The organism is Thalassospira sp. UBA1131 (genome assembly GCF_002311515.1).
GTDB lineage: Bacteria > Pseudomonadota > Alphaproteobacteria > Rhodospirillales > Thalassospiraceae > Thalassospira.
Window position 1 is genome coordinate 1 of record NZ_DCAO01000116.1, and the last position, 698, is coordinate 698.

Genomic DNA, 698 nt, shown 5'->3' on the forward strand with positions numbered 1-698 from the left:
TCCGGGATCGTCCGACCAACAAGACCGCCATCCGCAAAACCATAAAGTTCTTCTGCTGCGCGGCTGGCATCAACAATCCGGCCATCTGCCGGATCGACCAGAATGTTGACCGCCGTTGTGTTGCTAAACATCTGACGGTACAGCAGCTCACGTTCGCGGAAGGCGACCTCGGCCTGTTTGACATCGTTAATATCGGCGAATGAAACGATGACGCCGTCAAAGGTGCCGGTCTGTTCGTTATGCAGGGGTTCTGCATTAACCCGGATCCAGGCAAATTCGCCATTCGGGCGATTGACCCCCAACACAACGCCATATTCGCGGTCACCGGTTGCAAGGACCCTTTTGCCGGGAAGCTCATCACGGGTCAGCGGTACACCATCTTCGCGCACAAAGGTGCACGGCGTTTCGGGCACGGTCTTTCGGCAAAGTTCGTCGCCCGTGAGACCAAGAATCTCAAGCGCAGTATTATTGAACTCGACTACAGTACCGGCGGCGTCATAGACAACCACCCCCTCGGCCAGGGAGTTAAGAAGGCGCTTGTGCAGATTGCCGCCCTTTTGCAGCGTGTGACTGATGCCATCCGATGACGACAAGGTTTGCGCCGCGTCAAGACGGGTCAAGCATCCCGACGTCACAACATCGCCATTGGCCAACTCGTGGATCGTCGCGCAATCTTCGACCGTGATCCAATTGCCATC

1 protein-coding gene is annotated in these 698 nt (G+C 56.4%); it reads right to left on the reverse strand.

The features are described 5' to 3' along the window. Positions 1-698: PAS domain-containing protein (locus B3Z49_RS19580; RefSeq protein ID WP_296993940.1), on the reverse strand; the 698-nt coding region annotated here is incomplete at both ends.